Raw genomic sequence first — 24,034 nt, 5'->3', positions numbered from 1 at the left:
GCGGGTCTCCCGGGGGTGTTGCCTGGAAGGGTCGGAGGAGGCCGCCATGCGCACAGAAATCTCCACCAAACCCATCTCCCACCGGCTGCGGCGACCGATCGTCCTGGCTGCCGCCGCCCTGCTCCTGTCCTCGGCGGCGACCGCGTGCGGCACCGACACCGGCAGCGGTGCCCCGGGCACCACTCCCGGAACCGGCATGCCGGGCACGTCGAACACCGACGGCAGCAGCGGCGGCACGACGGGAGGCAGCCCCACGGCACCCGGCCGGGACGACACCACCGCACCCGGCCGGGACGGGACCACCACACCCGGCACCCCCGCGCCGACGACTCCGCTGCCCCCCCCCGGTGGCGGACCGCGCCAGGTGCGTGCATCGGTGTACTTCCTGCACGGCGAGAAGGTGTCACCAGCCCCGCGCAGCGTGACCGCGCCCACCACCGCCGCGGGTGCCCTGCGGGCCCTGCTGGCCGGACCCAGCCGTTACGAACGCGATCACAGGCGCACGACGGCCATTCCGTCGGGCACGACGCTGCACTCGGTCGTGGTCGACCGCAAGGTGGCCACGGTGGACCTGTCCGGCCGTTTCGACGACGGCGGCGGAAGCCTGTCGATGCGTGCCAGGCTCGCCCAGGTGGTGTTCACCGCGACCCGCTTCCCCACCATTGAGAAGGTGCGCTTCGAGCTGGACGGCAAGCCGGTGACGTCCTTCGGCGGGGAAGGCATCCTCCTCAACGGGCCGGTCGGCCGGGCCGACTTCGAGGACCTCACGCCGCTCGTCCTGGTCGAGTCGCCGCTGATCGGCGACACCATCCGCACGCCCGTCCGGGTGTGGGGGAGCGCCAACACGTTCGAGGCGACCTTCCGCCTGAAGATCACCGACGCTGCCGGACGCACCGCCGCGAACATCTACGGCGTGGCGACCTCCGGCACCGGGACGCGGGGCACGTTCGACGTGACGATCCCCTACAAGGCGACCCGCTCGGGTGCCGGCCTCCTCACGGCGTACTGGGACTCCCCTGAGGACGGCCACGCGGTGATCGAGGACACCGTGCCGCTGACGGTCAAGCGCTGACGGCCCCCGCGCGTCACCCGCCGCGTCGTGCACACATGCCCACTGGGACCCTGGACGAGGGCCGGTCGGCCCATGCTCTCCCCGCGCCCGTGGCCGAGGCTGAAGACAGGCGACGTACGCCCACGACGACGGCCGTGCCGGCCGGCGCACGAGGAGGCGCACCATGACGACCGCGACAATGCCCCGGCCGGCCACGACGCTCCCTGCGGAGTACCGCGGCAGGCTCATGAGCCTGGCTCACGAGGCGCGCTTCCCGGCGGGCATCCGGCTCTTCGGCGAGGGCGGCCGGGCCGACCACTTCTGGATCATCCGGTCCGGCACCGTGGCCCTCGACATGCGGGTGCCCGGCCGTAGGCCGGTCGTGCTCGAGACACTGGGCTTCGGTGAACTGCTCGGCTGGTCCTGGCTGTTCCCGCCCCACGGGTGGCGGTTCGGTGCCGAGACGGTGGGCCTGGTACGCGCCCACGAGTTCGACGCCGGGGCCGTACGCCGGATGTGCGCGGACGATCCCGCGATGGGGCACGCCGTCACGCTGTGGGTCGGCGGGGTCGTGGCCCGTCGGCTGCACGTCGCCCGCAGCCGCATCCTCGACCTGTACGCCCCCTCTGGGAGCGGAAGCCGGGGCTGATCCGGGGCTTGCCCGCCCGCTCGTATCGGAATTCGCCGGAGGACACCATGTACGGCACCCCGACCACCGTGGGCGATGTGATGACCCGCACCGTCGTGGCTCTTCGGCGTGGGGCGACGTTCAAGGACATCGTCAAGGCCATGCAGCGGTGGGGGGTCAGCGCTCTTCCCGTCATAGACGAAGGAAACCGGGTCCTGGGCGTCGTGACCCATGCGGACCTGCTCCACAAGGAGGAGTTCCGCGACGACGACTCAGCCGGTGTCGGCCGGATCGAGCACGCGTCCGATCTGGTCAAGGCCGGGGCCCGGACCGCCGAGGAGCTGATGACGACGCCGGCTGTCACCACCGAGACGCACCATCCCGTCGCACGGGCCGCGCGGATGATGGCGTACTTCGGGGTCGAGTCCCTGCCGGTCGTCGGCGGCGAGGGCGTACTGCAGGGCATCGTCAGCCGCTCCGACCTGCTCAAGGTGTTCCTGCGGAGCGACGAGGACATCGCACGGGAAGTGCGGTACGACGTCGTTGGCCGCCTCTTCCGGGACGCGCCCGAGACGGTTCGAGTGGAGGTCCGCGAAGGCGTCGTGCGGCTGACCGGCCGGGCCAGGGACGCCACGCTCATACCCCTTGCCACGCGACTGACGAAAGCCGTGGAAGGCGTGGTGGCTGTGGACTGCGAGCTGCTCGGACCACGCCGCCGCCCCGTTCTCGACCCGGACCTTCCCGACGACGGCTCGGCCGTACGACCGTCCGCAGCCTCAGGGCCCGCCTGACGACGAGCTCACCGGGCGGCCAGGGGCCGACCGGGGCCACCAGAGGGCCGGTCGGCCCAGGCACACCCCTGGCCTGCGGCGTCACGATGGAAGAGGGAAGAAGGGAGGGTGACATGAGCAGCATGATCGAGCGGCTGCCCGGCTGGCCGACGCTTCCCGACCTGTTCGGCTGGGTCGAGGGCGGGTTCCCCGCGGTGCACACCGTTCCGGGTACCCACGGCATCCGCATCGAGGAGCGCCTGACAGAGGGAACGTACGAGCTGCGGGCCGAGCTCCCGGGCATCGACCCCGCGAAGGACGTCGAGATCACCGTCACGGAGGGTCTGCTCACGCTGCGAGCCGAGCGCGCCGAAGAGACCAAGGAAAAGCACCACACGGAGTTCCGTTACGGCACCTTCACCCGTACCGTCCGGCTGCCTGCCGGAGCCAAGGGGGACGAGGCGACCGCGGAATACAAGGACGGAGTTCTGACCATCACGGTTCCGGTGCCGGAGGTGAAGGCGGGCACCAGGACCATCCCCGTGCGGCACGCGTGAGCGTTGCTCCGCGGTGGGAGACCGTCGGGGGGGGGGGGCGGGGGGGGGGGGCCCCGCCCCCCGGGCGGCCCCCCCGCCCCCCCCGCGCCCCCCCCCCGGGGGGGGGGGGGGGGGGGGGGGGGGGGGGGGGGGGGCGGGGGGGGGCCGGGGGGCCGCCCCCCCCCCCCCCCCACGGCTCTGCCGCGTCGACCACGCATGGTCACCAGCAGTTGCGACTGCGCGTGCGCAAGAACAGGACGGGTCTCCCGTCTGTGACAGCAGCGCGCGGCGAGCCTGCCCATGGCCTCGCCGCGATGCTCGACGAGCCGCCCAACCGGCCGTGCACACACGCCTGTCAGCGGTGTCAGGCGGCGGTCCGAGTTACGGCGCCAGCTCGATGTCGACCCGCGGCGGCTGATGCAGCGTGTTGTGGACCGTGCAATGCGACGCGACCGCGAGCAGGGCCGCGTGGCGCTGCTCGGACAGCGCGGGCGGAGGTGTGAGGACCAGCCGGACGGACGCGACGCGCGCCGGGCGGTCGGTCGCCATGGCGAACTCGGCGCGCACCCGCAGCCCGGTGCGCTGCAACCCGTGGCGCCGGAGATAGCGGCCCGCGTAGAAGGCCACGCAGGTGGCGAGGGATGCCGCGAACAGTTCGGTGGGGGTGGGCGCGGTGTCCTTGCCGCCCACCTCCGTGGGCTGGTCCACCAGGACCTGGTGCCCGCGCACGCCGACGACGTATGCGTCCCCGTCGAGATGAGTGACTTCGAGAACCTGAGCCGCGTCGTCCTCCGGTCGAGACGGCGTCCCCGACGCTGTGCTGGTCATGGCCGCGCCTCTCTCCTCCACGTCGATTGCTCCGGTTTCCAGTGGAACGCGGGGGACAGGGCGCGCCCAGGGCCCAGGGGGAGCAGTGACGGGGCCTTTCGGCCCTCTTTCACGGATATACCCCTATGGGTACCCGGCCAGGGACCACCGGCCCCTCACTCCGCCTCATCTCCCGCACAAGAGTGGAGACATGAGCAAACACATCGTGATTCTCGGCGGCGGTACGGCCGGCACGCTCGCGGCCAACCGGCTGCGCCGTGCGCACGACGAGCGGGAGTGCCGGATCACGGTCGTCGACCAGGACGACGACCACGTCTACCAGCCCGGGCTGCTGTTCGTGCCGTTCGGGATGGCTCAACCGCACCACCTGATCCGGTCCCGGCCGCGTCAGCTCCACCGCGGCATCGACTACATGCGGGCGAGGATCGACCGGGTCGACCTGGACGCGCGGAGGGTCCACTTCGCGGTCGGCGGCCGGCTGACGTACGACGTTCTGATCGTGGCGACCGGCGCCCGGATCCTTTCCGAGGAGACCGCGGGACTGACCGGCCCCGGCTGGTGCGAGAACGTCTTCACCTTCTACGACCTGCCGGGCGCCGTCGGCCTGCACAACGCGCTCGAACGCTTCGACGGCGGCCGCGTGGTGGTGAACGTGGCCGACCTGCCGGTCAAGTGCCCTGTCGCGCCACTGGAGTTCGCCTTCCTCGCCGACTGGTACTTCCAGCGCTGCGGGATCCGCGACCGCGTCCGGCTCACCTACGCCACCCCCCTGGACGCCGCCTTCACCAAGCCGGTGGCCGCCAGGTCGCTCGGCGGACTGCTCGCGGAGAAGGACATCGAACTGATCACGGAGTTCACGCTGGGCGAGGTCGACGGCGCCGGCGGGCGGCTCGTGTCGTACGACGACCGCGAGGTGCCGTTCGACCTGGCCGTCGTCGTGCCGTTGCACGGCGGCGCCGCGTACGTGGACCGCTCCCCGGGACTGGGCGACGAACTCGGATTCGTCCCCGTCGACCCGCACACCCTCCAACACCCTGACCGCCCCGAGGTGTTCGCTGTCGGCGACGCGGCGGGCCTGCCCGCGTCGAAGGCGGGCTCGGTGGCCCACTTCGAGGGCGAGACGCTGGTGCACAACATCGGCCGCTTCCTCGCCGGAGAGCCGCTGGACGCCTCCTTCGACGGGCACACCAACTGCTTCGTCGAAACCGGCTTCCACAAGGCGCTGCTCATCGACTTCAACTACGACACCGAGCCGCTGCCCGGCCACTACCCGGCCGGCGTCGGCCTGCCGCTGCTGAAGGAGTCGTACGCCAACCACCTCGGAAAGCTCGCCTTCGAATGGCTGTACTGGCACAGCCTGCTGCCCGGCCGCGAGCTGCCCGGCATCGGATCACCGATGCCGGAGCGCGGCAAGCAACAACTCCCCGTCTGACCCGGAGGACACCACCATGGCCACCACCACCTACGACGACACCGCCGTCCCGGTCGACGACGAGGGGTTCTTCACCGACCCCGACCGGTGGACCGAGCCGATGGCCGAGCAGATCGCCCGCGAGGCCGGCATCGAGACGCTGACCGACCGGCACTGGACGGTCATCCGCTTCATGCGCGCCCAGTACGCCCAGAAGGGCACCGGACCGACCGTCCGTGTCCTCGGCAAGACGTCCGGAGTGAGTGTCAAGGAGCTCTACCAGCTTTTCCCGAAGGGACCGGCGAAGACCGCCGCGAAGATCGCCGGCATTCCCAAGCCGCGCGGCTGCATCTGAGGAGCGTGCCGTCATGACCGACACCGCATTGGACAGGGCAACGGCCGAGTCGAGCAGGGCGACGGCCGAGTCGACCAGGGCGACGATCGACAAAGTCTCGATCATCGTCTCCAAGGGATCCCTGGAGGGGATCTACCCGGCCCTGATCCTGGCCAACGGTGCCCGCGCCGAGGGCATCGACGCCGACCTGTTCTTCACCTTCTTCGGCCTGGACGCCATCACCAAGAAGCGCTGGGAGCACATCAAGCTCGCCACGGTCGGCAACCCGGGCCTGCACCTGCCGACCCTCCTGGGCGGCCTGCCGGGCGTACCCGACCTGGTCACCCGGTACATGGAACGCAAGATGGACCAGCTCGACATCCCACCGATCCCCGAGTTCCTCGAGATGATCGCCGACACCGGCGCGGGCATCTACGCCTGCAGGGCATCGGTGGACCTCTTCGAACTCGACAAGGACGACCTCGTCGAGCACGTCCAGGACATCCTCACGGTCGGCGAGTTCTACGAGCGGGCGGCCGGGAGCCAGATCATCTACACCTGAAAGCCGCCCCGTACCCCGGCACGAGAACCAGCTTGGAGAAAGGGCGGAAAGGACCCATCCGCTTCTCGCGGATCCTGATTGCGCGGTGCACGGCCCGAAGCCGCTTCTCCGCGTCCGGAAAAGGGGTCCTTCCCGTCGTCTCAAGCACACCACAGGAATCGTGGAACCACCAGGGCCGATCGGCCCGACCACGAAGGAGACCGGCGTCATGACCACCTTGGTAGTCGACCCGGAGAGCCGCACCCCGACCCGAGCCCGGCCGGCCCTGCTGACCTTCCTGGGCGGCGTCGGCACGGTCACCGGCAGCAAGTTCCTCGTCGAGAGCGACCACGCGCGCGTACTGATCGACTGCGGCCTCTTCCAAGGCCTTGCCGAACTGCGCAGGCGCAACTGGCGCGGTCTGCCGTGCGATCCGGCGGACATCGAAACCGTCGTCGTCACACACGCCCACCTGGACCACTGCGGGTATCTGCCGCGACTGGTACGCCACGGCTTCCGTGGCCGGATCGTGACGACGGAGTTCACCGCGCGGCTCATGGAGATCGTGCTGCGGGACAGCGCCAAGCTCCAGACGGAGGCGGCCCAGCACGCCAACGAGCACGGCTGGTCCAAGCACCGTCCCGCGCAGCCCCTGTACGACGACGCGGACGTCGACCGCACCATGAAGCTGCTCGCCCCCGTCCCGGCGTGCACGTCGACGGACATCGCCGTCGGCACCCGGCTCACGCTGCACCCGGCCGGGCACATCCTCGGCTCGTCCTGGGCCCGTCTGACTCTGGAGGACGGCCGCACCCTGGCCGTCAGCGGCGATCTGGGCCGCCCGGGCCATCCGCTTCTGCGCCCGCCGGAACCCTTCTCGGGGGCGGACGTACTGCTGATGGAGTCGACCTACGGCAACCGGCGCCACGAGGAGGAGGCCGGCCGCGCCCACTTCGCGGACGTACTGGTCCGGACCCTCGTTCGCGGCGGCACCGTCGTCATCCCGGCGTTCGCCCTCGACCGCACCGAGGTCGTCCTGCACGAGCTTGCCCAACTCCGCGGGGCCGGCCGGCTCCCGGCACACGTGCCCGTGTACGTCGACAGCCCGATGGCCCTGGCCGCCCTCGACGTCTACCGTGATGCCGTCCGCTCGGGGGCGGCGGAACTGCTGCCCGAGGTCGCCCTCGCTGGAACGGCGGCATTGAGCCCGGAGCCGTTCCGTCCCGTTCGGTCGATCCAGCAGTCCGTCGAGCTGAGCCGCGCGGGCGGACCCGCCGTCATCGTCTCCGCGTCCGGCATGGCCACCGGAGGGCGCGTCCTGCACCACCTGCGGCGCCTGCTGCCCGACGCGCGCAACAGCGTCGTCGTCGTGGGCTTCGCCGCGCAGGGTACGCGCGCCCGCGATCTCGTCGACGGGGCGAAGGTGCTCAAGATGTTCGGCGAGTACGTCCCGGTCCGCGCCGAGGTCGCCGACGTACCGCACTTCTCGGCGCACGCCGACGCCGGACAGATCATCCAGTGGTTGCGTGGGGCGCCCGCACCGCACGCCACCTATCTCGTGCATGGAGAGCCCGACGCGGCCGAGGCGCTGCGCGACCGCATCGACCGGACCTTGGGCTGGACCGCGGTCGTCCCGCGTTCCGGGGAGCGGGTCCTCGTCCGCTGACGGACCGGGACCCGTCCACCCTCAGTACGGACGGGGCCGCCCGGAGGGGGTGCGCAGATCCTGGGGCTCCGGCCCGCGAGGGCTTCGGGGGCGCTTGGTCTCCTGTGTCCGCCTCATGACCGCCGCCTCCTCGGACGTGGTGTGCGAGCTGCCGGTCACCCGGTGCTGCGCGTACCGGCAAGCCTTGTCCGGACCTGGCGTGCGCACCATGAGGCGACCGACCCGACCCTTTGGGCCATGTCGGCACAGGCACCGGGACCAAACGGCCCGGATGGACCCGGACGCCGGACAGGACTTTTCGTGGCGTGGCGGCACCCGGCGGCAGGGACGAGGCTGGAAGGACGGCGGACGGACGGCGGCACGGAGATCTCTTGGAGGAGTCATGACCGGAGCGGACGGACGCCGGCCGATAGTGGTGGGCGTCGACCCCGACCCTGCGAAGCGGCTGTCGCTCGCCTGGGCGGCCGACGAAGCGGGCCGCCGTGGCCTGCCACTGCGGCTCGTCCACGCCCAGGGCGTACCGACCCGCGGACACCGGTCGGGGGAGGTACGACCGTCGTGGGAGGAGTGGAACCGGGCGCTGCACGGGATGGGCGACCAGGTCCTGAAGGAGGCGGTCGCCTTCGTGGAGTCCCGGCAGCCGACGGTGGAGGTGTCGACGCTGCTGGCGGAGGGAGAGCCGGCGTGGGTTCTGGGAGAGGAGGCCCGCGGTGCCTCCCTGGTCGTGGTGGGCTCCTGGCACCTGAGCAGACGGCGTGAGCTGTTCGGCTCCGCCTCGGTGGCGCTCCCGCTCACCGCCCGCGCCGCGTGCCCGGTCGTGGTCGTACCGGAGCCGGAGCACATCACCCAGCAGCCTGCGTACTTCGTGGTCGGCGTCGACGGCAGTCCGCATTCGGCCGCGGCGGTGGACCTGGCGTTCGAGGAGGCGGCCCTGCGCGGTGCGCACCTGCGGGCCCTGTACGTGTGGCATCCGCCGCTCCTCGGTGCCCTGGACGAGGACGCCGCGGTGCGGGAGTGCCGCCGCGTGCTGTCCGAGACGGTCGCGGGTCGCTCCGCCGGGTTCCCGAACGTGGAACTGCACCATGAAGTCGTCCTCGGACACCCGGTGCAGGTTCTGACGGACGCCTCGGCACACGCCCTGGGGCTGGTCGTGGGAACCCGGGGGCACGGCGGCTTCACGGGCATGCTGCTGGGCTCGGTGAGCCAAGGAGTACTGCACCACGCCCACTGCCCCGTCATCACAGTCCCGGCGTGAGACGGCGAACGGCCCGGACCTCTGGCCCGGACGGCCCTGGTGGCGTCGGCGTGCCCGGAACACGATGGGACGGCCGTCCATCGAGGGCGGCGAACCGGCGCAACGCCCGCCGAGCTCCCTGGAGTCCGTGATGGCAGCCTCAGCCAAGGCCCTGTGCGCAGTGAGACCGATGCCCGCGGCGACGGTGATCCCGCCACCGCACAGGATCGGATGATGCACAGCCGAACGGATCCCCTCGTCCAAGGCGGGGCGCAGAGCGAGGCGGTCCACGCCACGTCCGTCCCGGTGACGCAACTGGCTGTCGGTGACGTCTTCACGGCACTGGACACGTCACGGCGCGGCCTGTCCGCGGCGCAGGCACGGGCCGGGCTCGAGAGCCACGGGGCCAACGAACTGCCCCGGCCCCGGCGGCGCGCCGTGTGGCGTCAACTGGGGGCACAGTTCACCGACCTCTTCGCGGTCGTGCTGATCGTCGCGTCGGGGATCACCTTTCTGGCATACGGGCTGGAAGAACCGCGCGATATCGGGACCTTGCAGCTGGCGGTGGCGATCCTCGGCGTCGTCGTGCTGAACGCCGCCATCGGGTTCGCCCAGGAGTACTCGGCCGAGCGCACGGCCCAGGCGCTGGCGGCGATGGTGCCCCACACCTGCCGCGTGCTGCGCGGCGGCGAGCGGCTGGAGGTGCCCGCCCGGGAGCTGGTGCCGGGCGACATGGTCGTGCTGGAGGCCGGGGACGCGGTGTCGGCGGACTGCCGGGTGGTGGAGGCGCACGAGCTGGCCGTGAACAACGCGCCGCTGACCGGGGAGAGCAACGCGGTGGGCCGTACGGCCGATCCAGTGGCGGCCGGGCCGCCGTTGGAGGCCCGTAACTGCGTGTTCATGGGGACTGAGGTCGTCGCCGGGTCGGGGCGGGCGGTGGTCTTCGCCACCGGCGCGCGGACCGAGTTCGGGCGCATCTACCGGCTCGCCGCGGCGGCTCCCCGGCAGAAGACCCCGCTGCAGCTCCAGGTGGCCTCCATGGCGCGGCGCGTGGCGGGTGCTGCGCTGGCGATCGGTGCCCTGATGTTCGCCGTGCGGCTGCCCACCGGGGAGTCCCCGGTGACCGTCTTCGTGTTCGCCTTGGGAGTGATGGTGGCGCTGGTGCCGGAAGGGCTGCCCGCCACCCTCTCGGTGTCCCTGGCGATCGGGGTACGGCGGATGGCGCGCCGCCACGCCCTGATCAAGCAACTGCTGGCGGTGGAGGCGCTCGGGTCGACCACGGTGGTGTGCACCGACAAGACCGGGACGCTCACCCAGGCGGAGATGACCGTCACACAGGTGTGGGCGGGGGGTGCGGCGCACTCGGTGAGCGGGGTGGGGTACGCCCCCGGCGGCGAGGTCGCCGACGCGGGGCCCGTGCGTGAACTGCTGCGGGTGGCGGGTCTGTGCTGCAACGCCCGGCTGGTTCCCCCGGTCGGCCCCCGGGGGCACTGGCGGGTGCTCGGCGACACCACCGAGGGGGCGCTGCTCGTGGTGGCGGCCAAGGCCGGGCTCGACCTGGACGCCGAGGAGGCTCAGGCCCCGCGGGTGACGGAGTTTCCCTTCGACTCGGACCGCAAGCTCATGACGACGGTGCACAAGAGCGGTGTGGGTTGTCAGGCGTGTGTGAAGGGCGCGCCCGTGGAGTTGCTGGCGCGGTGCACCGACGTGGAGTGGGCGGGGCGGCGCGGGTCGCTGACCGGCGAGGACCGGGCGGCGGCCGTCGCGGCGAGTGATGCGCTGGCGTCTCAGGGGCTGCGGGTGCTGGCCGTCGCGCGGCGGGAGCTGGACGGGCCGCGCCCCGCGCAGGACGAGGCGGAGTCGGCACTCACGCTGCTCGGCCTGGTCGGCATGCTGGACCCGCCGCGCCCGGAGGTCTCCGACGCGGTCGCCGCCTGCCGCCGGGCCGGCATCCGGATCGTCGTGGTCACCGGCGACCACCCGCTGACCGGGGAGGCGGTGGCCCGTCGCGTCGGGATCGTACGGCGCCCGGATCCGATCGTGGTGACGGGCGCCCGCCTTGACGCGATGGACGACGAGGAACTCGACGCGCTGCTCGCCGAGCCGTCCGAGCTGCTGTTGTGCCGGGTCAGCCCCGAGCACAAGATGCGGGTCGTCACGGCCTTCCAGCGACGCGGCGAGGTCGTGGCCGTCACCGGGGACGGCGCCAACGACGCACCGGCCCTCAAACACGCCGACATCGGCGTGGCCATGGGTGTCTCGGGCACCGACGTCGCCCGGGAAGCCGCCTCGATGGTGCTGCTGGACGACTCGTTCGCGTCCATCGCGGCGGCGGTACGGCTCGGCCGGGCCGTCTATCAGAACATCCGCAAGTTCCTCGTCTACCTCTTCAGCCACAACATCGGGGAGCTGGTCCCGATCCTGGCGGCGACCTTCGCCGGCTTTCCGCTGGTCCCGATCAGCGCGGTGCAGATCCTGGCGATCGACCTGGGATCCGACGTGCTGCCCGCACTGGCTCTCGGGGCGGAGCCACCGGAGCCCGACGTGATGGACCGCCTGCCGCGGTCCCGCCAAGAACGCCTGTTCTCGGCCGCAGTCGTGGGGCGGATCCTGTTCCTCGGCGGCATCCAGGCGATCTGCGTGACCGCCCTGTTCTTCTGGCACATCGGTTCCTCGGGCATCCCGTACGACGACTTCACCGAGGACACCCTCGTGTACCAGGAGGCGATCACCATGGTCCAGGCCGGGATCGTGCTCAGCCAGTTCTTCAACGCGCTCGCCGTGCGCACCGACCGCCAGAGCGTCCTGAAGGCCGGTCTGCTGTCCAACCCGGCCCTGCTGGCGGCCGGCGGCTTCGGCGTCGCCCTGATGGCCGCCATCAGCTATCTCCCGCCGCTGCAGGCCGTCTTCAACACCGCCCCGCTCGACGCCGCCGACTGGGCGGTCCTCGCCGGGCTCGGCACCCTGCCCCTGATCGCGGACGAGGCCCGCAAGGCATGGCTGCGCCGCCGCGCGGAGCGCCGGAAAGGAGCCCCACGGTGAAGGTGATCGTCGTTGGCTGCGGACGGGTGGGGTCGATGCTCGCCGGTCTGCTCGCCACCGAAGGGCACGACGTGGTTGTCGTCGACCGGCGTCCCAAGGCGGCCCAGCGGCTGCCCGACAGCCCCCGCATCCGCTTCCACGAGGGCAACGGCTACAGCCGCGCCGTCCTCACGGCCGCCGGGATCGAGCACGCGGACGCGTTCGTGGCCGTCACGTCGGGCGACAACAGCAACATCGTCAGCGCGCGCACCGCGAAGGAGACCTACCGGGTGCCGATCGTCCTCGCCCGCATCTACGATCCCCGGCGCGCCGACATCTACCGCGACCTCGGCATCCCCACCATCGCCAGCGTCCGCTGGACCGTGCACCAGATCCACCAGATGCTCCTGCACCGCCACCTCAGTCCCGAACTCAGCTTCGGCAACGGAGAGACGCTGCTCATCCGCTCAGAAGTACCCGCCTACCTCATCGGGCGGCGGCTCACCGAGTTCGATGTCGACGGTGAGATCCGCGTCGTCGAGGTCACCCGCGGGGGCCGCTCCCTGATCCCCGCGCACAGCACGCCCGCCCAGGCGGGCGACCTGGTCACCTTCGCCGTCGCCGCCACCGCCCTGGGCCGGCTGCGCGGCTTTCTCGACAAGGAGCTGGGGACGTGAACGTGCTCATCGCCGGCGCGGGACGCCTCGGCACCCAGATCGCCCAGGTGCTCGCCGCGGCCCGCAACGAGGTCACTCTGATCGACGCCGACGACGACCGCCTGGCCGGCCTTCGGGGCCGCATCGCCGCACGGCTGGTTCCGGGGGACGCCTGCGAACCGGCCCTCCTGGAACACGCCGGTGCGCTGACCGCCGACCTCGTCATCGCCACCACCGGAGATGACGAGGACAACCTCGTCATCAGCCTGCTCGCCAAACGCCAGTTCTCCGTCCCCCGTGTGGCCGCCAGGGTCAACGACGCCGAGAACGCCTGGCTGTTCGACGGGCGCTGGGGTGTCGACGTCGCCGTTCCGGCCGCCACGCCCCTGGTCTCCCTCATCGAGGAGGCCACCGGCGCCACCGACACGGTCGCCCTGCTGCGGCTCAGCAAGGCCGGCGTCGACGTCATCGAAACGGCCATCACACCGCAGTCCAGGGCGGTGGGCCGGGCCCTGGGCGACGTCCGGCTGCCCGAAGGGACGGTCGTCGCCACCATCGTCCGCGAGGGGCAGCCCACCGTGCCCGATCCGGCGATACGGCTCCATCCCGGCGACGAACTCCTCCTGGTCTCGCACTCCGCGACCGAACAGGAGATCCACGCGGCGTTCCAGTGAACCGCCGCCTGCTGCGGAGGAGCACACGGCAGAGCGCGACGGTCACCGCTCCGCGGTCCGAGCCACCCAGCGGCGCCGGACGCCGTCCTCGTGCTCGGCCTGCTCCAGGGCCAGGTCGGCCTGGCCGAGGGCCTCCCGCAGGCGGGGGATCCAGTGGCGCCGCAGGGCACGCACCCGGTGCCGGGTGCCGAGGACCTCCGCACCCACCAGCTCGTCGGCGGCGTGGGCGGCCGCGTACTCGGCGGCGGCCCGCAGGGCACGGCCGTAGGCCGCCTCGGCGTGCACGAAAGCCGTGTTGGTGGGAGCGGCGGCGGTGGGCGGCCGGGCGGGCACGGACGTGGTGACCGACGCCGGATGGCGAACCCCCATGGAGGTGGCCCAGTGCACCGCGATCTCGGCGGGACTGATGCCCGCGGCGGCCGAGTCCAGGGCCCGCTCCCCGCTCAGCAGCAGGCCCCGCAGCAGCCATCTCTCGGCCTCGGGCAGCGCGTCCCGCCAGACCCGGGCGGCCTCCTGCTCCGCCCGCAGCAGCCGCTGGTGCTCGGAGCGCAGGATGCGCAGCTTCTGCTCGAGCAGATCGGCTCCGCGCTCGGCGACATCGAGGCTGTGCCGCAGCCGCAGGCGTCCCGCCCGCCCGGGCGGCGTACGCCGGGCGCCGGTCATCGCGGCACCCCCTCGCCGGGATCCCCGAGAGCGTCGAGGTCCCTCGCCCCATGGGCGTCGAGGAGCCGGGCAGGGAGCATGGAGAGCTGGCTGCGGGGCAGGGTGAGCAGGGCCCGCCAGCCGCGTTCCAGCGAGGTGTCGAGGTCGCGTGGTGCGTCGGCGCGCTGGTTCGCGAAGTCCCGCAGGAACGCCTCCTCGTAGTCCAGGTAGCGGCGGTCGGTCGCGCTGAGAGCTGCCTGGCCGACCAGGTCCGCGAGGTCGCGCACCTGCCGGGCCCGGGCCAGCGCGGCCAGCAGCTGGGCCGCGACGTCGAGGTGGTCGTCACGGGTCCGGCCGGGGCCCGCGCCCTTGCGCATCAGCCGGGACAGGGAGGACAGGGCGTCCAGCGGCGGGTACACGCCCCGCGCGTGCGTCTCGGGCGAGAGCACGATCTGCCCCTCGGTGATGTAGCCGGTCAGGTCCGGCACGGGGTGGGTGATGTCGCCCGCGGGCATGGTGAGCACCGGCAGCACGGTGACCGAGCCGGGGCGGCCCCGGATGCGTCCGCAGCGCTCGTACAACGAGGCCAGGTCGCACACCGACGGCGACGGCCTCCTCACCGATGTACAGGTGGACGAAGCCGCGGATCTTCGCCGCGCTGTACAGCTCGACGCACCGCTCCTCGAAGCGCCGGATGCGCAGCATCGCCTCCAGGAGGTCCGTCCGGTGCCCGGCCGGCCCGCGCCCGGCCGGCGGCCCGGCACTCACCTTCCGCTCGGCCGTTCCGGCCGCCTTGTGCGTCGCCGGTTTGCCGGACTTCGAGGGCGCCGAGTCCTTCCGTGCGCGGGCGGGGCGGGTCACGCTCATGCGGATCCCTCCAAAGTCGACAAGTCGCCGGTGGGCAGGCCGAGTTCCCGTGCGCGCAGCAGACGGCGCATCACCTTCCCGCTGCGGGTCTTGGGCAGGTTCTGGTCGAAGGCGATCTCCCGGGGAGCGACGGCCGGCCCCAGCTTGCGGCGGCCGAAGGCCAGCAGCTCCCGCTCCAGATCCGGGGTCGGCTCGACACCGGGGCGCAGCGACACGAACGCCTTGACGACATTCCCGGCGACCGGGTCGGGCCGTCCGATCACCCCGGCCTCGGCCACCGCCGGGTGCTCCATCAGCGCGCTCTCCACCTCGAAGGGGCCGATCAGATGCCCCGCCGACTTGATGACGTCGTCGGCGCGCCCCACGAACCAGTACCAGCCGTCCGCGTCCCGGCGGACCAGGTTCACCGGTCAGGTCCCAGCCGTCCGCGAACGCGGCGTCGTAGCGCTCCATGTCGTGCAGATAGCCGCGGAACATCGACGGCCAGCCCGGACGCAGGGCCAGCTCGCCCTCGACATCGGGGCTTCCCACCTCCGTGACGCGGCCGTCGACGACCAGTGCCCGGCCGTCCTCGCCCTGCTTCAGCACGGCAGCCTCGACGCCGGGCAGCGGACGTCCCATCGAGCCGGGCCGGATCTCGCAGGCCGCGAAGTTGGCGATCATGATGCAACCGGTCTCCGTCTGCCACCAGTTGTCGTGCACCGGCAGGCCCAGCACGTCCCGGCCCCACACGACGGCCTCCGGATTGAGGGGCTCGCCGACGGAGGCGACGAAGCGCAGAGCCGACAGGTCGTAGGAGCGCGGCAGGTCGTAGGGCCCCTGGCGGGGCGTGGCGCGCATGAGCATCCGCAGGGCCGTGGGGGCCGTGTACCAGACGGTGACCCGCTCCTCGCCGAGGATCCGGTACCAGCGCCTTGCGTCGTAGTCGCCCTCGTCGACGACCACCGTCACACCGTGCACGAGCGGGGCGACGATGCGGTACGACATGCCGGTGACCCAGCCGGGGTCGGCCGTGCACCAGTACACGTCCTCGGGGTGCAGGTCGAGGGCGTACGCGGCGGTGGCGTAGTGCGCGAAGACGGCCTCGTGGACATGGACCGCACCTTTGGGAGTGCCGGTGGTCCCGCTGGTGAAGTGCAGCAGGGCCATGTCGTCGGGTGAGGTCGGCGGAATGGTGAAGGTGTCCGGTGCGGTGGACATCAGCTCGTCGAAGGAAGCGGTTCCGGGCAGGTCCTCGGCGCCGGGTCCGACGATCAGGACGTGCTTGAGTCCGGGAACCGATGCCCGGCGCTCGGCGACCTTGCGCCGGAAAGGGGCGCGGTGGTGACGAGGACCTGCGCGTCGCCGAGCGCCAGCCGCTGCTGAACGGGGTCGGGGCCGAAGGCGGAGAAGAGCGGGCACAGCACGCTGGTGTTCTTGAGCGTGCCCAGCACCGTCGTGTAGAGCTCGGGGCAGCGGCCGAGGAGAGTGAACACCCGGTCCGCGTGGCCGACCCCGAGCGACCGCAGGACGTTTGCGAAGCGGGCCGCACGGCGGGCCAGTTCCGCGTACGTCACGGACGAGACGGAGTCGCGCCGTCATGCAGGGCAGCGAACGGGCCCTGGACGCGCCGGCCCGCGGTGCCGACCGCGCGGTGCCCGGCGGCGGCCGGGTTCAGCCATGCGGAACCACGGCGACCGGGCAGCGCCCGTGATGGATGGCGGCCTGCGCCACGGGCCCGAGGTGGGGCGCCAGGGCAGGACGGTGTTCGCGACGGCCGACGACCAGTAGGGCGGCGCCCTGGGCGGCCTGTACGACGGCTTTGGCGGGACTCGCGAGACGGATGCTGTCGGTCACGTCCACCCGGGGGTACTTCTCGCGCCAGGGGCGGAGCGCCGTGCTCAGCTGCTTGCGGGCCTCCTGGGTGATCTCTTCCGTGACGTCGTGGTCCACGCCCCAGGGCACGCGTGCGTGCAGCGGCACGCTGTGGCCGTGCACGGCCTGGAGCGGAACGCCCCTGGCCGCAGCCGTATGGAAGGCGAAGTCCAGCAGGTCGTCGGATGACCCGTGCAGCTTCAGAGCCACGACCACGCGATCGGCGGCTGCCGCGGGCGGCCCCTCCTCCCGGGATTCGGCGCGGACCAGTACGACCGGTCGCTCCGCCCGTGCCACCACGGGCATGCTGACATCGCCCAGGAAGTAGCTCTCGACGGGCTCCAGCCCGCGGGAACCGAGCACCAGCATCTCGGACTCGGACGCCGCTTGGAGCAACGCGTTCTGTGCGTCCTCGGCGACCAGGTTCCCGACGATGGACAGACCCGGGTGGCGCGTCCCGAGTTCCGCCCTCGCGGTGTGGACGAGACGCTTGGCCCAGAAGTTCTGATCGACTTCCGGGGGAACGCCTGCCGACTCCGGCACCAGCAGCGGCCACGCGTGCAGCAGACGGAGGGTGAGGTTGCGCTTCTCGGCCTCGTCGGCGGCCCAGCGGGCCGCGGCAAGGCTCTCGGGTGAGCCGTCGAGGCCCACGGTGACGACTGCTTGCATAGCGGCGGCCTCCGTCCCGTCCGAAGGTGGGAACGCCGGTGGATGGCGGTGAACGAGCCCGATGGCCTGGGATGCTCCGGACGTCGCGGCATGCCGGGCGTGGCGTGTCCTCTCCTACGAGGAGTACCTCAATCCCCTTCGCGGCGCATGCGGAACGAGGAAGCGGGGTGCGCAGGAGCCGCGGCCGGGGCCGTAAGCGGACCGCGGGGGGACGTTCGGCCCAGTGACCGAGATCCGCCGCCGTCCGATGGTGGGACCGAGGGGAGGAACGGACCAGCGAGGTGCCGGAGGCGTACTCATGAGCGCACAGGAATCGCCGCTTACCCCTGGTCCGCCGCCGCGGCGCAAGGAGCACGTACCGATACGGGAGAACCCCCTGAGGCGTACGTCCGACCGGTTCGAATGCTGGTTCGGCCGCTTCCTGACGCTGGTCTTCGTCCTTGCGCTGCCCGTGGTGGCGCTCAGCGTCGGGTGGACGGCGTACGAGTCGTCGATGCGCACCGTGCACGCCCAGGAGGCGGCACGGCATGAAGTCGCCGCCCGACTGGCTTCGAAGCCCGAGGGTGACGCCGAGGGAGCGAAGCAACCGGCGCAGGTCCGCTGGACGGACAGGGACGGGACCGTGCGGACCGCAACCACGCTCGTGGAGGTGAGTACACCCGAGGGCGCCACCGTCCGCGTGTGGGTGGACCGGGACGGCGGCCTCACCGGTCCACCGATGAACGCGCTCAACGCGACGACCACCGGCTGGTTCGTGGGCGGCATGGCGGCGCTCGGCGTGGCCACCGCGGCCTGGGGGGCTCGGGTGGGCATGCACCGCCTGCTGGACCGCAGAAGGTACGCGCGGTGGGACGCCGAGTGGGATGTGGTCGAGCCTCAGTGGTCCGGGCGCTCCGGCCGGTGACGGGGCGGCGACCGGACAGGTCCGAGTGACCGGCGGTGCCCAAGTCGGGCGCGGCCGAGTTCGGCGGGCGCAGCCGGGCGAGATCGCTCAGGTGCCCGTGGGAGGACGCCGGGCGTCGTCGGTCCCGTATGCGATGTGCCCGTCGACCGACACCACGCCGTCGACACTGCGGCACAGGCGCTCGATGACGGGGACCAGACTGCTGAACTCGACGGAGCCACCGAGGTCGACCCGCCCGTCGCGCACCTCGACGGTCACCTCCCAGGGCCGGAGCCCCATGGTGCGGCGCAGCACATCCTCGGTGATCTCGTCGCGGATGGCGTCGTCACGGCGCAGGAAGATCCGCAACAGGTCGCTGCGGCTGACAATGCCCAGGAGACGGTCCGCCTCGTCCACCACGGGCAGCCTCTTGACGTGGTGCTTCTCCATCAGACGGGCCGCCTCGACCACGCTCCACTCAGGACGCGCGCACACGGCGGGAGCCGACATCAGCTCCTCGGCGCGGGAACCGGTGGCCTTGGCCCGCTCCCACGCCTCCAGGTGCGGAACCGGGGCTCGTCCGGACGGGTCGGCCTGGTCGGCACTCTTGCGCAGCAGGTCGGCCTCGGAGACCACGCCCAGCGGGTGGTCCTGTTCGTCCACCACGGGTACGGCCGTGACGTCGTTCTCCGACAGCAGCCTGACGATGTCCTTGAACGGCGTGTCACGCCGCGCCCGCACGACGTCACGGGTCATGAGCTCCGCGACCGTTCGGTGATGCATGTCGCCTCTCCCGTCCCGGGCGTGACAGCCCATGGTCCCTACGCGGTCCGGGGCTTGAGACCGGTCGTCTCGACGCTCTCTCGGACAAGGGCCGGTGGACCCATGCGGCGGTGTGCCGCGCGTGGCACGTTGGATACAGCACCATTGTGAGGAGAGGGCGGCGACCATGCGAGCTCACCTCGGCGACCACCTCGTCATCGAAAGCCCGGCCACCGGCGCCACCAGGCGCGACGGCGAGATCGTCGGACTGCACCACGAGGACGGGACACCTCCCTACGACGTGCGCTGGTCGGACACCGACGAAGTGACGCTCGTGTTCCCCGGTCCGGACGCACACGTCCACCACGTCGAACACGAGCCACCCAGCACCCACCAAGGGCCTGCCCGTCCCGGCACGGGTGAGGCGCGGAGCGAGGCCGCGGCGCCGCCGAGGACACCCAATCCCGGCGACATAGGCCGACGCCTTGCGGCCGAACGCCGCCGACAGGGGCTCAGTCGCGAGGAGACGGCCAGCCGCGCCCGCATGTCGCCGGACTACCTGACGTACCTGGAGGAGCAGCCCGCCGACCCGACCCTGGCGACGCTCGTCCGGCTGGCCGACGCGCTGGGTACCACCGCCGCCACTCTGCGCGGGGGAGGCATCGATCTGCCCCCCGGCCAGGGCCACGCGCTGCTGCACCCCCAGCTGCGGGACCTCAGCCCCGAGGAATGCCGGGCCAAGCTGTCCACACACGGGGTGGGGCGCATCGCGGTGTCGGCGCCCGATGGCCGCCCGGCGATCGTCCCCGTCAACTACGAGATCGTCGATGACGAGATCGTGTTCCGGACCGCGCCCGGCACCGTGCCCGCGGCAGCCGTCGGCACGGAGGTCGCCTTCGAGGTCGACCACGTGGACGAGACAATGAGCCAGGGCTGGAGCGTGCTGGCCGTCGGCCCCGCGAGCGCCGTGACGGAACCCGATGCCATGCGCAGGCTCGCCCAGCGCGCCCACACCACGCCCTGGGCAGGCGGTGAACGGGACATGTGGGTGTCGATCCGGCCCACACGCCTCACGGGCCGCCGCATCACTCCGGCCGACGAGCAGGCGGCCCGGGGCCGCTGAGGAGCCCCGGCTCAGCGTGCCGCCGCCTCGGCGAGGAAGGCCGCTGTGCGGCCGACGAACGTCGTCCGACGAGAGGACGGCGCCCTGGCCCAGGACGCCGCGACCGCTCCGTCGCCCTGCCGCCCGCGGCCTCCGTCCCGGGCGCGGCACGGCAGTCGACACGTGCGACGTTCCGCGCCTCATGGCCTCGGAAACATGCCGTCGGACGGTCCAGGAGGCCGAGGCACGCACCGTCACTTTCCGCGCCGACGGCCAGAACCGGGCCGGCAGACCCGGATCGACGCGTCGTCGATGCACCACCGACGACCGAGCCCCGCACCCGGCCGCCGGTTCTCCGCCACGCGGGTGTCTGCCTGCCGGAATGCGTGCGGAAGGCAGCCAATCGAAACTGGTTCCGACAAGCAGGCAGGTCATTTCGGCGAGATCATGCGCGCCTCCCTGACCGATCCTCGGCCGTCGCATGGGTCAGGAGGACATCATGGGACGTCTCGACAACCGGGTGCGAAGGGGAGAAGCCGGCGGCGGAACTCGGTGGCCAGGCCCGGTACGCGCACCTGGACGTCAGCAGCGAGGACGGCTGGCAGGCGGTGGTGGCGCAGGCCGATCGGGAACTCGGGCCCGTGTCGGTGCTGGTGAACAACGCCGGGGTCATCGAGTGGGGGACCATCGAGGAACAGAGCCTCGAATCCTTCCGGCGGGTCATCGACGTCAAGCCTCCAGGGTGCCTGGCTGGGCATGCGCACGGCGGCACCGTCACTTCGCCGCGACGACGGCGGTGTGATCGTGAACATCTCCTCGATCGCCGGCATCACCGGATACGCCGGCATCGGAGCGTACGGGGCGAGCAAGTGGGGACTGCGCGGTCTGACCAAGGCCGCGGCCCTGGAACTGGCCCCGGACCGGATCCGTGTCTGCTCGATCCACCCCGGCGCGGTGCGCACCGCGATGACGGCCGACTTCGACGACTCCTTCACAGCCGGACAACCCCTCCCACGGCCGCGAGCAAGGGCCGCTCCAGCCCTGCGTTCGGGCCGCATGGCTCATGTGCCCTCGGCGGTAAAGGAGTTGGCTGGAAGCAGAGGGGGATCGAAACCCGACCCGAGGGGGAGAGGACCGTGGGCACGAGTCTCACACCGGAGTTCTGGGAGCGGTTCGCGCTCCTGCTGTTCGCGGCGATGGGAGTGACCTTCGCCCTCGCCGCGCTCTTCGACGCGCTGGCACTGCGCAGGCAGAGCCGCCGCGCGCACCGGCCGCCGACCGAGCCGGTCATGCCGCCCCGGGCCCCGCACCGGCCCAGGACTTCGGATCACCGTACGTCCGTGCACACCTGAGGCGTGCGTCCCTCCATACCTGACGGCACCACGCCGCCCGGCCGGGAATCTCAAGCGCGCAGCAGCTCCGCGGCGATCCCGGCCGCCCAGCGGTCGATGGCGTCCCAGTCACGGAAGTCGCCGTACCGGCCGCCCGTCAGCCGGAACCTGATCCGTCCGCCGAGCGGCAGCTGGGAGGCGCGGATCACGCCGGAGAAGAGCTCATGGCTCCGGTACGACAGACCGGCCGGCAGGCTCCGGACGATCACCGGGGCCTCCATCGGCCCCAGCCGCTTCCACGGCCCCCGCAGCGCTCCCGGCATTCCGACGCTGTAGATCCACACGGGGCGCGACACCAGCAGATCGAGGTTTTCGCTCACGAACTCCTTCGCCGGACCGAGCCAGTTCTGATTGTGCACGGCGCTGCCGAGGACGAACGCGCCGTAGGCATCGGCGTCGTGGACGGCCTCCAAGGGGCGCACGTCGGCCTTGAGACCGGCCCGGCCCAGGCGGGCGGCCAGTCGCTCGGCGACCCCGCGGGTGGAGCCCTGCGCGGTCGCGTATCCCACCAGAACATCCATGACGCTCACCTCGGAGCGGCTCGGTCTCTTCGGACTGCTATGCGGCTCCGCTGCGGACTGCGCGAGACGCTCCGACAGAGTGCAGCTCGGGGGTGGCAGTCGCATGCCGTTCGCCGGCGGGCACCGTCACCACGGGAACGGTGGCGTGCCGCAGGCACTCGCGGCCCACCGCGCCGATGGCAGGCAGCTCCCACTGCGCGTGGGCCCTGCGGCCCAGGGCCAGCAACCGCGCTCCGCGGGCGTGCCGCAGCAGCACCCAGGCAGGCGGCCCTTCCTCCACGACGGCGTGCAGGTCGGGGCCGGTGCGGGGCCCGATGGCCGCTCGCACGGCCGAGGCGAGGAGTTCGGCGGCCCGCTCTCGCTGATCCGCCGCCGTCGGACGGGCCGCTGTCGGCGCGTAGGGCGCGTACCCGGCCGCCGGGACGCGCTCCCAGGCGTGTACGGCCAGAACCGACGTGCCGAGGTTCCGTGCCTGCTCAGCGGCCCAGCGCAGCGCGGACACGGACGCCTCGGATCCGTCGACTCCGACCACGATGGCGTCGGTACGTTCGGTCATGGTTGCCTCCCCGGACGGCCTGTGTTCCCACCGTGCCGCGCCCCGGCGGGCGATGCGTGGGCCGAGTGTCTCGGGGGCCGTGCCCAACGGTCCCTTGTCGACGGCCGGGCTCAGTACAGCGAGCCCGGCCAGCTCAGGGCCACGGCGGCGATGACGCCGATGTCGAGCAGTACGCCGAGCGACAGCCAGGCGTTGAACCACACGGACTTCAGCACCAGACCGACCGTCGCCGCGAGCACCGCGGCGTCGGCCCAGCCGCTGCCCTGTGCCGCGGTGGCCGCGCCGGCGATGACGTAGAGCATCGCGGTGACCGATGCGAGACCGATCGCCGTCCTGTCGACGACCCCGGCCCGCGGCAGCCCGGCCGAAGCCAGCGCCCACGAGTGCCGGGGGTCGAAGGGCTGGTCGGTGTCGTCGTGCGGCAGCCACACGGCCAGATGGACCAGTCCGTGCGCGAACAGGAACGCCGAGACCAGCGCGGTGATCACGACAGCGCCTTCGGTTCGTCGCCGCCCATGTCGAGCCGGAACGGCGGGTACACGTCGGTGAGCAGCGCCGCGTAGGCCGCCACGCGCAGGACCCAGCGGTTGAGCCCGATGATCAGATCGAAGATGCCGCGCGGATAGCGGCCGGTGAAGGCCAGCGCGACGCCCGCGAACAGCGCGAGCAGCCCGATCAGTCCGCCGGAGGCCCACACCACCCGGATTCCGCCGAGGAGGAACGCCAGCACCAGGTAGTGCGGGAGGGCCAGCAGCCACCACTTCACCAGGACGAGCCCCCGGGACAGCTCCTCGGGGTACGCCACGTCCCAGTGGGCCGGGTAGTCGGGCACGTCGGCGAGCGTGAACGGCGGGTAGCGGTCGGTGCCGAGGGCGCCGTACGCGTAGTACGCCACCCGCCAGCTCCACCGCAGAACACCCGCGTTGAAGTCGAACAGCGCGCGCGGATAGCGGCCGGTGAACAGCACGGCGAAGAACGCCACCACGCTCACCAGGACGAACGCCACCCACAGGAAGGCGAGGACGACGTAGTGGGGCAGGGCGAGCAGCCACTTCACCAGCCACAGCCAGCGCGACAGGTGCGGATCGAGCGTCGCGGTCAGCCGGGCGGGATGAGCCGGGCGCAGTGCTTCGGTAGCCATGGGTCGATCCCTTCGAAGGGCGTGGTGATCACGTGCGGTAGCGCTGGTGGTCGGCGAGGCCACCAGGCTTGCGCCCAGCACGGCCGCACCGATCAGGCTCACCTCCACCCTCCCGGTCCGGCGCGGCCCGTCCCAGGGGCTGCTCGGGCCTGCGGTCGGACCGATCGGCCCTCACTGCCGGCGTGGGCCGAACGGTCCCGGCGCGGGGCCGACTCACCCCTGCTGCGGCCCCGCCCTGCGTGCGACCGTGGAGTGGGACCCCGCGCCGCACCCCGCTGCGGCCCGACGAAAGGCGG

The 24,034-nt window shown here is 72.1% G+C and carries 25 protein-coding genes and 2 pseudogenes; 17 read left to right on the top strand and 10 right to left on the bottom strand.

Annotated elements, in window-relative coordinates; translation table 11 throughout:
• Positions 1-46: 46 nt before the first annotated feature.
• The 4 genes from ACIBU0_RS32700 to ACIBU0_RS32685 all read left to right on the top strand — a co-directional run bounded on the left by ACIBU0_RS32700 (position 47) and on the right by ACIBU0_RS32685 (position 3,006).
• Complete coding sequence (locus ACIBU0_RS32700) at positions 47-1,072, top strand: GerMN domain-containing protein (protein ID WP_398825690.1); 1,026 nt, start codon at positions 47-49, stop codon at positions 1,070-1,072.
• A gap of 163 nt (positions 1,073-1,235) precedes the next feature.
• Positions 1,236-1,700 (top strand): cyclic nucleotide-binding domain-containing protein, encoded by a 465-nt coding sequence (locus ACIBU0_RS32695; protein WP_398825687.1) that lies wholly within the window; start codon positions 1,236-1,238, stop codon positions 1,698-1,700.
• A 47-nt stretch (positions 1,701-1,747) separates the two neighbouring features.
• Positions 1,748-2,470, top strand: a complete 723-nt coding sequence (locus ACIBU0_RS32690) for a CBS domain-containing protein (protein ID WP_398825686.1) — start codon at positions 1,748-1,750, stop codon at positions 2,468-2,470.
• A gap of 113 nt (positions 2,471-2,583) precedes the next feature.
• Positions 2,584-3,006, top strand: coding sequence for an Hsp20/alpha crystallin family protein (locus ACIBU0_RS32685; RefSeq protein ID WP_398825683.1), 423 nt, complete (start codon positions 2,584-2,586; stop codon positions 3,004-3,006).
• Positions 3,007-3,366: 360 nt separating this feature from the next.
• On the opposite strand, the gene ACIBU0_RS32680 is transcribed toward ACIBU0_RS32685, so the two are convergent.
• Positions 3,367-3,813 (bottom strand): OsmC family protein, encoded by a 447-nt coding sequence (locus ACIBU0_RS32680; RefSeq protein ID WP_398825680.1) that lies wholly within the window; start codon positions 3,811-3,813, stop codon positions 3,367-3,369.
• Between the two features lie 190 nt (positions 3,814-4,003).
• Between ACIBU0_RS32680 and ACIBU0_RS32675 the strand changes: the two genes are divergently transcribed.
• From ACIBU0_RS32675 to ACIBU0_RS32640, 8 genes are all read left to right on the top strand, one after another.
• Positions 4,004-5,245: an NAD(P)/FAD-dependent oxidoreductase gene (locus ACIBU0_RS32675; protein WP_398825677.1), complete on the top strand. Its 1,242-nt coding sequence runs from the start codon at positions 4,004-4,006 to the stop codon at positions 5,243-5,245.
• 16 nt (positions 5,246-5,261) lie between these two features.
• Positions 5,262-5,579, top strand: coding sequence for a TusE/DsrC/DsvC family sulfur relay protein (locus ACIBU0_RS32670; protein ID WP_398825674.1), 318 nt, complete (start codon positions 5,262-5,264; stop codon positions 5,577-5,579).
• A 13-nt stretch (positions 5,580-5,592) separates the two neighbouring features.
• A complete protein-coding gene (locus ACIBU0_RS32665; RefSeq protein WP_398825671.1) occupies positions 5,593-6,120 on the top strand; it encodes a DsrE/DsrF/DrsH-like family protein in 528 nt (175 codons plus the stop codon).
• A gap of 208 nt (positions 6,121-6,328) precedes the next feature.
• A complete protein-coding gene (locus ACIBU0_RS32660; RefSeq protein WP_398825669.1) occupies positions 6,329-7,765 on the top strand; it encodes an MBL fold metallo-hydrolase RNA specificity domain-containing protein in 1,437 nt (478 codons plus the stop codon).
• A gap of 382 nt (positions 7,766-8,147) precedes the next feature.
• A complete protein-coding gene (locus ACIBU0_RS32655; protein WP_398825666.1) occupies positions 8,148-9,020 on the top strand; it encodes a universal stress protein in 873 nt (290 codons plus the stop codon).
• Between the two features lie 210 nt (positions 9,021-9,230).
• Positions 9,231-12,041 carry a cation-translocating P-type ATPase gene (locus tag ACIBU0_RS32650; protein WP_398825663.1) on the top strand — a complete coding sequence of 937 codons (2,811 nt, stop codon included), beginning with the start codon at positions 9,231-9,233 and terminating at the stop codon, positions 12,039-12,041.
• Positions 12,038-12,697, top strand: a complete 660-nt coding sequence (locus ACIBU0_RS32645; protein ID WP_398825660.1) for a potassium channel family protein — start codon at positions 12,038-12,040, stop codon at positions 12,695-12,697. Before ACIBU0_RS32650 ends, ACIBU0_RS32645 begins: the two co-directional genes overlap by 4 nt.
• Positions 12,694-13,350 (top strand): potassium channel family protein, encoded by a 657-nt coding sequence (locus tag ACIBU0_RS32640; protein ID WP_398825657.1) that lies wholly within the window; start codon positions 12,694-12,696, stop codon positions 13,348-13,350. Before ACIBU0_RS32645 ends, ACIBU0_RS32640 begins: the two co-directional genes overlap by 4 nt.
• A gap of 42 nt (positions 13,351-13,392) precedes the next feature.
• Here the strand turns inward: ACIBU0_RS32640 and ACIBU0_RS32635 are convergent, their stop codons facing one another.
• The 4 genes and pseudogenes from ACIBU0_RS32635 to ACIBU0_RS32620 form a co-directional block, all read right to left on the bottom strand.
• Positions 13,393-14,013: a V-type ATP synthase subunit D gene (locus tag ACIBU0_RS32635; protein ID WP_398825654.1), complete on the bottom strand. Its 621-nt coding sequence runs from the start codon at positions 14,011-14,013 to the stop codon at positions 13,393-13,395.
• A complete protein-coding gene (locus ACIBU0_RS32630) occupies positions 14,010-14,591 on the bottom strand; it encodes a hypothetical protein (protein ID WP_398825651.1) in 582 nt (193 codons plus the stop codon). Before ACIBU0_RS32630 ends, ACIBU0_RS32635 begins: the two co-directional genes overlap by 4 nt.
• A gap of 264 nt (positions 14,592-14,855) precedes the next feature.
• Positions 14,856-16,436: pseudogene (gene acsA, locus ACIBU0_RS32625) on the bottom strand (acetate--CoA ligase); the annotation flags it as partial.
• Between the two features lie 76 nt (positions 16,437-16,512).
• A complete protein-coding gene (locus tag ACIBU0_RS32620; protein ID WP_398825648.1) occupies positions 16,513-17,382 on the bottom strand; it encodes a universal stress protein in 870 nt (289 codons plus the stop codon).
• A 298-nt stretch (positions 17,383-17,680) separates the two neighbouring features.
• Between ACIBU0_RS32620 and ACIBU0_RS32615 the strand changes: the two genes are divergently transcribed.
• Complete coding sequence (locus tag ACIBU0_RS32615; RefSeq protein ID WP_398825645.1) at positions 17,681-18,286, top strand: hypothetical protein; 606 nt, start codon at positions 17,681-17,683, stop codon at positions 18,284-18,286.
• An 87-nt stretch (positions 18,287-18,373) separates the two neighbouring features.
• Here the strand turns inward: ACIBU0_RS32615 and ACIBU0_RS32610 are convergent, their stop codons facing one another.
• Positions 18,374-19,048, bottom strand: coding sequence for a CBS domain-containing protein (locus ACIBU0_RS32610; RefSeq protein ID WP_398825643.1), 675 nt, complete (start codon positions 19,046-19,048; stop codon positions 18,374-18,376).
• A 166-nt stretch (positions 19,049-19,214) separates the two neighbouring features.
• On the opposite strand from ACIBU0_RS32610, the gene ACIBU0_RS32605 reads away from it, so the two are divergent.
• The 4 genes and pseudogenes from ACIBU0_RS32605 to ACIBU0_RS32590 all read left to right on the top strand — a co-directional run bounded on the left by ACIBU0_RS32605 (position 19,215) and on the right by ACIBU0_RS32590 (position 21,481).
• Complete coding sequence (locus ACIBU0_RS32605) at positions 19,215-20,150, top strand: DUF1918 domain-containing protein (protein WP_398825640.1); 936 nt, start codon at positions 19,215-19,217, stop codon at positions 20,148-20,150.
• Positions 20,072-20,815 (top strand): annotated as a pseudogene (locus tag ACIBU0_RS32600) (SDR family NAD(P)-dependent oxidoreductase); the annotation flags it as partial. The gene ACIBU0_RS32605 and the pseudogene ACIBU0_RS32600, both read left to right, overlap by 79 nt.
• 70 nt (positions 20,816-20,885) lie before the next feature.
• Entirely contained in the window at positions 20,886-21,335 is a 450-nt protein-coding gene (locus tag ACIBU0_RS32595) for an SDR family NAD(P)-dependent oxidoreductase (RefSeq protein WP_398825637.1), read from the top strand.
• Entirely contained in the window at positions 21,266-21,481 is a 216-nt protein-coding gene (locus ACIBU0_RS32590) for a hypothetical protein (protein WP_398825946.1), read from the top strand. Before ACIBU0_RS32595 ends, ACIBU0_RS32590 begins: the two co-directional genes overlap by 70 nt.
• 50 nt (positions 21,482-21,531) lie before the next feature.
• Here ACIBU0_RS32590 and ACIBU0_RS32585 read toward each other — a convergent pair whose 3' ends face one another.
• The 4 genes from ACIBU0_RS32585 to ACIBU0_RS32570 form a co-directional block, all read right to left on the bottom strand.
• On the bottom strand, positions 21,532-22,041 hold the full coding sequence (locus ACIBU0_RS32585) for a flavodoxin domain-containing protein (protein ID WP_398825633.1): 510 nt from the start codon (positions 22,039-22,041) through the stop codon (positions 21,532-21,534).
• Positions 22,042-22,078: 37 nt separating this feature from the next.
• Positions 22,079-22,597 (bottom strand): universal stress protein, encoded by a 519-nt coding sequence (locus tag ACIBU0_RS32580; RefSeq protein ID WP_398825630.1) that lies wholly within the window; start codon positions 22,595-22,597, stop codon positions 22,079-22,081.
• 110 nt (positions 22,598-22,707) lie between these two features.
• Complete coding sequence (locus ACIBU0_RS32575; RefSeq protein WP_398825627.1) at positions 22,708-23,085, bottom strand: hypothetical protein; 378 nt, start codon at positions 23,083-23,085, stop codon at positions 22,708-22,710.
• Positions 23,082-23,738 (bottom strand): DUF4389 domain-containing protein, encoded by a 657-nt coding sequence (locus ACIBU0_RS32570; RefSeq protein WP_398825624.1) that lies wholly within the window; start codon positions 23,736-23,738, stop codon positions 23,082-23,084. Before ACIBU0_RS32570 ends, ACIBU0_RS32575 begins: the two co-directional genes overlap by 4 nt.
• Positions 23,739-24,034: the final 296 nt, after the last annotated feature.

Source organism: Streptomyces sp. NPDC049627, assembly GCF_044465645.1.
Taxonomy (GTDB): domain Bacteria; phylum Actinomycetota; class Actinomycetes; order Streptomycetales; family Streptomycetaceae; genus Streptomyces.
The sequence above is the reverse complement of the archived record's forward strand: the minus strand, read 5'-3'. Positions and strand labels throughout refer to the sequence as shown.

Excerpts from the sequence above, each read along its gene's own strand:
- ACIBU0_RS32685 (WP_398825683.1), top strand. The coding sequence starts at position 2,584 with ATGAGCAGCATGATCGAGCGGCTGCCCGGCTGGCCGACGCTTCCCGAC.
- ACIBU0_RS32635 (WP_398825654.1), bottom strand. The coding sequence starts at position 14,013 with ATGACCGGCGCCCGGCGTACGCCGCCCGGGCGGGCGGGACGCCTGCGG.
- ACIBU0_RS32655 (WP_398825666.1), top strand. The coding sequence starts at position 8,148 with ATGACCGGAGCGGACGGACGCCGGCCGATAGTGGTGGGCGTCGACCCC.
- ACIBU0_RS32670 (WP_398825674.1), top strand. The coding sequence starts at position 5,262 with ATGGCCACCACCACCTACGACGACACCGCCGTCCCGGTCGACGACGAG.
- ACIBU0_RS32660 (WP_398825669.1), top strand. The coding sequence starts at position 6,329 with ATGACCACCTTGGTAGTCGACCCGGAGAGCCGCACCCCGACCCGAGCC.
- ACIBU0_RS32580 (WP_398825630.1), bottom strand. The coding sequence starts at position 22,597 with ATGACCGAACGTACCGACGCCATCGTGGTCGGAGTCGACGGATCCGAG.
- ACIBU0_RS32665 (WP_398825671.1), top strand. The coding sequence starts at position 5,593 with ATGACCGACACCGCATTGGACAGGGCAACGGCCGAGTCGAGCAGGGCG.
- ACIBU0_RS32570 (WP_398825624.1), bottom strand. The coding sequence starts at position 23,738 with ATGGCTACCGAAGCACTGCGCCCGGCTCATCCCGCCCGGCTGACCGCG.
- ACIBU0_RS32615 (WP_398825645.1), top strand. The coding sequence starts at position 17,681 with ATGAGCGCACAGGAATCGCCGCTTACCCCTGGTCCGCCGCCGCGGCGC.
- ACIBU0_RS32700 (WP_398825690.1), top strand. The coding sequence starts at position 47 with ATGCGCACAGAAATCTCCACCAAACCCATCTCCCACCGGCTGCGGCGA.
- ACIBU0_RS32610 (WP_398825643.1), bottom strand. The coding sequence starts at position 19,048 with ATGCATCACCGAACGGTCGCGGAGCTCATGACCCGTGACGTCGTGCGG.
- ACIBU0_RS32605 (WP_398825640.1), top strand. The coding sequence starts at position 19,215 with ATGCGAGCTCACCTCGGCGACCACCTCGTCATCGAAAGCCCGGCCACC.
- ACIBU0_RS32680 (WP_398825680.1), bottom strand. The coding sequence starts at position 3,813 with ATGACCAGCACAGCGTCGGGGACGCCGTCTCGACCGGAGGACGACGCG.
- ACIBU0_RS32650 (WP_398825663.1), top strand. The coding sequence starts at position 9,231 with ATGATGCACAGCCGAACGGATCCCCTCGTCCAAGGCGGGGCGCAGAGC.
- ACIBU0_RS32620 (WP_398825648.1), bottom strand. The coding sequence starts at position 17,382 with ATGCAAGCAGTCGTCACCGTGGGCCTCGACGGCTCACCCGAGAGCCTT.
- ACIBU0_RS32585 (WP_398825633.1), bottom strand. The coding sequence starts at position 22,041 with ATGGATGTTCTGGTGGGATACGCGACCGCGCAGGGCTCCACCCGCGGG.
- ACIBU0_RS32690 (WP_398825686.1), top strand. The coding sequence starts at position 1,748 with ATGTACGGCACCCCGACCACCGTGGGCGATGTGATGACCCGCACCGTC.
- ACIBU0_RS32595 (WP_398825637.1), top strand. The coding sequence starts at position 20,886 with ATGCGCACGGCGGCACCGTCACTTCGCCGCGACGACGGCGGTGTGATC.
- ACIBU0_RS32675 (WP_398825677.1), top strand. The coding sequence starts at position 4,004 with ATGAGCAAACACATCGTGATTCTCGGCGGCGGTACGGCCGGCACGCTC.
- ACIBU0_RS32695 (WP_398825687.1), top strand. The coding sequence starts at position 1,236 with ATGACGACCGCGACAATGCCCCGGCCGGCCACGACGCTCCCTGCGGAG.